This window comes from Peptoniphilus sp. oral taxon 386 str. F0131, assembly GCF_000090945.1.
In the GTDB taxonomy this organism is placed as follows: Bacteria; Bacillota; Clostridia; order Tissierellales; family Peptoniphilaceae; genus Anaerosphaera; species Anaerosphaera mikwangii.
In genome coordinates, this window is record NZ_GL349422.1 from 458,618 (window position 1) to 465,704 (window position 7,087).

The 7,087-nt window shown below is 32.0% G+C and carries 6 protein-coding genes and 1 pseudogene; all 7 read left to right on the forward strand.

All coding sequences use genetic code 11. The features are described 5' to 3' along the window. Positions 1 to 616: DUF4368 domain-containing protein (locus HMPREF0629_RS02220; protein WP_039856806.1), on the forward strand; the 616-nt coding region annotated here is incomplete at its 5' end. 126 nt (positions 617 to 742) lie between these two features. Continuing rightward, positions 743 to 1,339: a TetR/AcrR family transcriptional regulator gene (locus HMPREF0629_RS02225; RefSeq protein WP_009221748.1), complete on the forward strand. Its 597-nt coding sequence runs from the start codon at positions 743 to 745 to the stop codon at positions 1,337 to 1,339. A gap of 19 nt (positions 1,340 to 1,358) precedes the next feature. Beyond that, a complete protein-coding gene (locus HMPREF0629_RS02230) occupies positions 1,359 to 3,839 on the forward strand; it encodes a PEP/pyruvate-binding domain-containing protein (protein WP_009221749.1) in 2,481 nt (826 codons plus the stop codon). A 1-nt stretch (position 3,840) separates the two neighbouring features. Next, a complete protein-coding gene (locus HMPREF0629_RS02235) occupies positions 3,841 to 5,217 on the forward strand; it encodes an MATE family efflux transporter (RefSeq protein ID WP_009221750.1) in 1,377 nt (458 codons plus the stop codon). 282 nt (positions 5,218 to 5,499) lie between these two features. Beyond that, positions 5,500 to 5,922: pseudogene (locus HMPREF0629_RS02240) on the forward strand (sigma-70 family RNA polymerase sigma factor). Positions 5,923 to 6,008: 86 nt separating this feature from the next. Beyond that, positions 6,009 to 6,383, forward strand: coding sequence for a hypothetical protein (locus HMPREF0629_RS02245; protein WP_009221751.1), 375 nt, complete (start codon positions 6,009 to 6,011; stop codon positions 6,381 to 6,383). Positions 6,384 to 6,715: 332 nt separating this feature from the next. Continuing rightward, on the forward strand, positions 6,716 to 7,087 hold a 372-nt coding region (locus HMPREF0629_RS02250; protein ID WP_009221752.1), incomplete at its 3' end, for a MobA/MobL family protein.

Genomic DNA, 7,087 nt, shown 5'->3' on the forward strand with positions numbered 1-7,087 from the left:
AACAAGGCTCACAGATAGTACAAACAGGCTTCAGGAACTGGAACGTTTAATGTGTCGGATATACGAAGATATGATATTGGAGAAGATACCGAATACCCGATATGAAATCTTAAATAATCAGTATGAAACAGAGCAAAGAGAACTCAGCAAAGAAATCGATGGGTTGGAAAAAGCCATCAAGCGATACGAAAAAGAAACCAACAGAGCCAAAAAGTTTATCCGGTTGATTGAACGCTATGATAACTTTGATGAACTGACACCGACCATCATCAACGAGTTTGTAGAAAAAATCTTAATACACGAACGAGATCGAAAAGGCAGTCAAACCGCCAATCAGAAAGTAGAAATCTACTTCAACTTTATCGGGAACTATGAACCGCCGAAAGAAGAATTATCCGAAGAAGAAATGCAGAAATTAAGGGAGGAGGAAGAAAAAGAACGGGTAAGAAAAGACAGGCTTCATCAAAACTACTTGAAACGTAAAGCAAACGGCAAGCAAAAAGAATATGAGGACAGATATAAGGCAAGGAGAGAAAAGAAAAAACAGGATAAGTTAAAGGTTTTGAAAAGAGCGGGGATACCGGTATGTGAAATGCAGAACATTTTAATTGAATAATATATCTCAGGAGTCAATGAATAAAAAATAAAATATTCATTGACTTTTATGTTTGCTGGTGCTATGATATCTATGAATAAAAAACGGAAAATTCATAGATGCATTTATAATATTTGGAGGCTTAAAATGGCAAAAGCATTTACAGAAGAAGAGAAGATTAAAATAAAAGAAGATATTATGGAAACAGCTCTTGATTTGTTTCATGAAAAAGGGGAAAAATCCCTTAGTATTTCAGAACTGACAAAAAGAGTAGGGATAGCTCAAGGAAGCTTCTATAATTTTTGGAAGGACAAAGAATCTCTCATTATTGATTTAATGGCATATAGATCCATACAGAAATTGAATGACATAGAAAAAGAATTCTCAAATTCATTAACAAATCCTAAAAAATTTCTTTCAGATGTGATTTATAAGTATGCCATAGATATTATCCTGAAGATTAAAACGCAGCCTATTTATCAAGAGGCATTTAAAATATTTGCAAGTCAAGATTCAAAGAAAGTAAACAGAGTAGAAAATCTTTATGGAGATTTTGTAGATAGGTTAATAGACTATTGGTACAAAAATAATGCAGTAAAAACTGTGGACAAGCAAGGATTATCCAATGCTTTTGTTGGTAGTTTTGTTCTATGTTCAAATTATATTCATTTCAATGAAGATACATTTGAGGAAGTACTACATATCTACATAGAGAGTATTGTTAGCAGGTATGTAGAAATATAGTTTAAAAAGGGAGAACATTATGATACTGAATTTTGATGAGATAAAAAAGGAAGATGTGTTAATTGCAGGAGGGAAAGGTGCCAATCTTGGGGAAATGACCTCTGCAAAAATAAATGTTCCAAGAGGATTTGTAATTACAGCAGATGACTATAGAGATTTTTTAAAGGAAAACAGCATTGATATTTTTATTGAAAATGAAATTAAAAAATCAGGGAATGATGAAAAAGTTCTATTAAATGTAGCTGATGATTTTAGAACAAAGATAAAGTCCGGTAAATTTCCTACACTACTTGAGAATGCAATAAGAGAAAAATATTTTAATCTTGGAGATAATGTAAGAGTTGCTGTGCGTTCATCTGCAACAGCAGAAGATTTGCCGGATGCAAGTTTTGCAGGGCAACAGGAAACTTATTTAAATGTACGAGGCTTAGATGATGTATTAGAACAGGTGCGTAGTTGTTACGCTTCTTTATGGGGTAACAGAGCTGTGAGCTATAGATTACATCAAGGTTATGGCCAAAGCTCCGTTTCGATTGCTGTTATTATTCAGGAAATGGTAGAAAGCGAAAAAGCAGGTGTTTTGTTTACTGTGAATCCGGTAAGCAAAAAAGAAAATGAGATGCAAATCAATGCGAGTTATGGTTTAGGAGAGAGTGTTGTAAGCGGAAGAGTTACAGCAGACAGCTATATTGTTGACAAAAATGGAGAAATTATTGAAGTAGCTATTGGAAGCAAGGAAACACAGATTATATATGGAGAGAAAAACACGGTAGAGGTGAAGGTAGATGACAATGATCGAAAAAAACGAGCATTAAATGATACGGAAATATCAGAGCTAATAAAGTCTGGTTTGAAAATTGAAAAGCATTATAAAATGCCAATGGATATTGAGTGGGCAATTAAAGATGATGAAGTATATATTTTACAGGCAAGAGCTATTACTACTTTGAAAAGTTCTATCAATCACATATCTGAAGATAATTTAGTACAAAAATATACAAAGGGTAAAAAAATCAATAGAAGTACACGAGAAGTGATGTCATTTTTTTTAGAAAAAATGCCTTTTGCACATAGAGCGCTTGACTTCGACTATCTGGCAGCAATAAATGATCAGAAAGTTAATATTTTATTAGAAGGCGGAATTGTTTTACCAAGAAATCCAATTATAGATGATGATGGAATACAAACTTTTTCTGACGCAGGTAAGCGAATCAATAAAAATATATTTAAGTTTTTTAAGATTTTAAAAAATATGAAAGATTTTAATGGTTGCTATCATAAGTGCAAAGATTTTATGAAAATATATGAGTCTAAAATAGAAAAAATTAAGCATTTAAATTTTGAAAACATGACATTAGAAGAATACAAAAATTTTATGGAAGATAGCTACATTCTTTTACAAAAATTGGCTTATGACAGATTCAAATACGCTTTATTCCCATCTGTTTTAAACGATAAAAAATTCACTAAAATAATCAAAAAAGCAAATGCTAATTATTCATCATTTGATTTTTATTGGAATTTGGATAACAAAACATCAGCAGTTACAAATGATATTTATAAAATGGCTTGTGAGATAAGAAAAAATGAATCTTTAAAAAGAGCTATTATATCCGGAGAAAGTTATAAAGAATTATATGAAAATTATGATGACTTTAGAGATATAACAGATAAGTTTATGCGAGATAACGGATTTAAATCTGATTATAATTGCTATTGTTTATCTGCAAAAACATTTATTGAAGATCCTGATAGGCTAATAAATATATTAAGACCTATATTAAATACGGATGAAAATAGTGATGAGATTAAGCAAGGGAAAGATTTTTCCAAGTTAATGATAAGGCTAAAAGAAATTTATGGAAACAAGTATCAAGATATAGAAAAACAAATAGAATATTTCAGATATTTTCATGTGGTTCGTGAAGAAAGCCAATATATCTGGGAAACCTTATTTTATTATGTAAGACAATGTGTCAAAAGAATAAACTACATTCTTCTTGGCAGTGAAGATTATGAAGTTGGGATTGCAAATCTGTTTCATAAAGAACTTTTGGAGGTGATGAATAGGGGCAGCTTAAATGAATCGGATAAGGAAAAAATAAATAGGAGAAATGAAAAATTTCCTTTAGCAATAAAAGTATGGGATGCATCAAAATTGTTAATTTTTGAAACAAATGGTGATGTTCTAAAGGGGGTAAGTGGAAGTGCCGGTATTACAGCCGGAAAAGTGTGCATAATAAATAGTCCGAAAGAATTTTATAAGATGCAAAAAGGCGATATTTTAGTTTGCCATCTCACTGATCCGGAGTGGACACCGTTATTTAAGCTGGCAAGTGCAGTTGTGGCTGATACGGGAGCGGCATTAAGCCATGCTGCAATTGTTGCAAGGGAGTTTAATATTCCGGCAGTGCTTGGCGTGGGCTTTGCAACTACAAAATATAAAGATGGGGATATGATTCAAGTAGACGGTAATAAAGGTGTAGTTAGAGGTTTGTAGCATGAACTCAAGTAATAATAAAAAAGAATTTAGAAGAAAAGCTATTTTAAACGATGCTCTTCTACCATTATTAGTGAAAACTTCTATTCCTACCATTATAGGTATGCTCGTCATGGTAATTTATAATCTGACTGATACATTTTTTGTCGGTATTTTAAATAATAAATCCATGACAGCTGCTATCGGTATTGTGTTTAGCTTTATGAGTTTTATTCAAGCTATTGGATTTTGGTTTGGGTATGGAAGTGGAAACATAATGTCAAAAAAGATTGGAGAAAATGAAGAAAAGGAAGCAGAAATTATATCGTCTATTGGAATTCTCTTTGCTATTGTCATTGGTATTTTAATAGCTATTTTATCATGGTTTTTTGTTTTACCGCTGTCAAAATTTATAGGTGGAAGTGCTTCTGAAAACTTGTTGAATTTCACAGTAGAGTATCTAAAGGTAATTATTATCAGCATTCCGTTTGGTCTTTATTCTATTACGCTTTACAATCAATTAAGACTTTGTGGGAATGTGAAAGATGGAATGATAGGATTATTGATAGGAATGGTTGTCAATATGGTTCTGGATCCTGTATTGATGTTTGGGTTTAAATTCGGCTTTATTGGAGCCGGATATGCAACATTGATAGGACAAATTACAGGCTGCATCGTATTAACGAATTTATCAGAAAAAAATGGAAATATTGCTGTTGACTTAAAAAAAGCAAGGATAAATAAAGATAGAGTATATCATATTTTGGCAGGAGGAATGCCTAATTTTTCAAGACAATCTATTACAAGTATCGCTTTAATTTTACTGAATGTTGTAGCCGCAAAATACGGTGATGGTGTTATAGCAGCATTAACAATAAGCTCAAGGATATTAGCATTAGCATATATGATAATGATAGGCTGGGGTCAGGGTTTTCAACCTATCTGTGCGATGAATTACGGGGCAAAGCAATATGATAGAGTCAAAAAGGCTTTTAAATTTGCAGTAATAGGAGGTACTTTATTTTTAATTATAGCGGCTATTTTGTTATATGTTTTTTCTGAACCACTTATTAAAACAATGTCAAATGATAATGAAGTTATTTTAGTCGGTGCAGAGATACTGCGTATGCAATGTATTACAATGCCACTTTTAGGATACTTTGCGATTAGTAGTATGCTAATGCAAAATATTGGACAATATTTTTGGGCATCAATAATTTCAATTTCACGACAAGGAATATTTTATATTCCGTTATTATATATTTTATCAAATATCTTTGGGCAATTTGGAATATATTTGCTTCAACCAGTGGCAGATGTTTTGTCATTTGGTTTAGCTGTTATCGTAGTTAGGAAAATAAAATTTGCTAATGATAAATGCAAAAAAGATGGCATTTAAAGTTTATAAAAGATTTATTCAGGAGGAAAAATATGTAGCTAAGTAATGGAGGGATAAATAATGGAAACACTAAATTCTGTTATTCACATAAGATATATTTATCCTTTTTTATGTTTGTAATTGCTTACACATAGCAATATCATTTTATCAAAACCAACAAAGTAGAAAATCATATAAAGTATTAGTTTTTAACCTAAGAGGACATTTTACGCCAAAGTGTAGAAGTCCTCCTTTTTTGTTCTCAAAAAGCAAAATCAGAGAACAGAAAAGGAGGAATACTGGGTGGATAAAGATAAAAGAGAATATTTCATTTATGTCAAAGGAAAAGCTGTACCTGTCAGTGAAGAAGTATATAAAGCCTACTGGAAGATAACAGAGCATGAAAAATATCTTCAGAGAAAGGATTGGAAGTATGACGTGATTCCATTTTCAGCAATGGATTATGACGGACACTTTGTAGATAACATCATAGATGAAAGAGTAGACTTAGAAAAAATTGTAGAGGTCAAAATGCAGATTGAAGAATTAAACAAGGCATGAGCTACACTCACAAAAAAAGAAAGAGAGCTGATAGAAGCCATTTTCTACAAAGAAGAAAGTCTAAGGTCGATTGGCAAAAAAGAAAAAGTAAGCTATCAAGCAATCGGAAAAAGGAGGGATAAGATTTTAGAAAAACTAAGAAAACTTTTAGAAGATAAATTCTAAAGAGATGGGAAAGGTTAAGTATCTAAAAAAGGTGCTTAGCCTTTCTTTATTTGGAATGCAACAATATTGAAACGGAGGAATGAAAAATGAAAGAGTTAGAAAAAGCGATTGATCAATTAAAAAAAGAAAACGACAGAATAGAAAAGGCACAGAACAGAGCGAAGTTACTCAATCAAAAGATAAACAAACTTAAAAGGAATGCTGAAACAAAAAGAAAGGTACAAAAAGGTGGAGTATTTGAAGCCTTTGAAAGAGAAATTACAGGTAGGCAAGAAGATACAAATAACGATTTAATCTATGCCTTTTTAGATTATGTACTTTCTGATAATCAAAATAGAGAAAAGCTAAAAGAGCTTACAGAAATTCATTTAAGAGAAAAAGAAATCTCATTAGAAGAAAATCAAAATCTTGAAGAAGAAAACGTAAATGATGATTTTGAAGAACCGGAAGATGAAGAATAGAAAAGACAAAAATGTATTAGGGATTGAGATGGAGCAAAGTTCACAGGGGTTTAAGGGGGAGTAGCCCCCTTGAACAAATAAAAATGCTTTAGCGTTTTTGTTTCCTTAGCGGAGCGTATAGCTTTCCGCAGGAACGCAAAGCACCGAATGTAGTCGGTGTATCTTTGCGCCCTTTGAAAAAGGGAGCGAAGATACCTCTCATAATAAGGATACTAAAATATGAAAACTAAATATCAGACAAAGATTAGCAGATAGAAAATTGTCAAAGAAAATCTATCTGCTTTTCTTATGACCGAAAATACAAAAATCATAAATCAAAAGGAGCGAAAAGAATGGAGATTAAAAGTTTGCATACTCATGTAGATATCGTTACAGGGGCAAAAGGAGCAAGCGTAATTGCAAAAGCTGCATACAATGCAAGAGATAAATTACAAGATGAATACTATGGAAAAACACATGACTATTCTAAAAAAACAGACCTTGTATTTTCAAAAATATTTCTGCCGGAACGTGTCCCGAAAGAATTTTCAAACAGAGAATACCTATGGAATGAAGTTGAGAAAATCGAAAAAAGTAAAAATTCACAACTTGCAAGAAATCTACTCTTTGAACTGCCAAGAGAATTAAATGAACAGGAGAGAATAAAGTTAATCAGTGAATTTATAGAAGAAAACTTTACTTCTAAAGGTATGATAGCAGACTGT

Bases quoted from the DNA above. Each gene is read 5' to 3' on its own strand.
- HMPREF0629_RS02225 (WP_009221748.1), top strand. From the start codon at position 743: ATGGCAAAAGCATTTACAGAAGAAGAGAAGATTAAAATAAAAGAAGAT.
- HMPREF0629_RS02230 (WP_009221749.1), top strand. From the start codon at position 1,359: ATGATACTGAATTTTGATGAGATAAAAAAGGAAGATGTGTTAATTGCA.
- HMPREF0629_RS02235 (WP_009221750.1), top strand. From the start codon at position 3,841: ATGAACTCAAGTAATAATAAAAAAGAATTTAGAAGAAAAGCTATTTTA.
- HMPREF0629_RS02245 (WP_009221751.1), top strand. From the start codon at position 6,009: ATGAAAGAGTTAGAAAAAGCGATTGATCAATTAAAAAAAGAAAACGAC.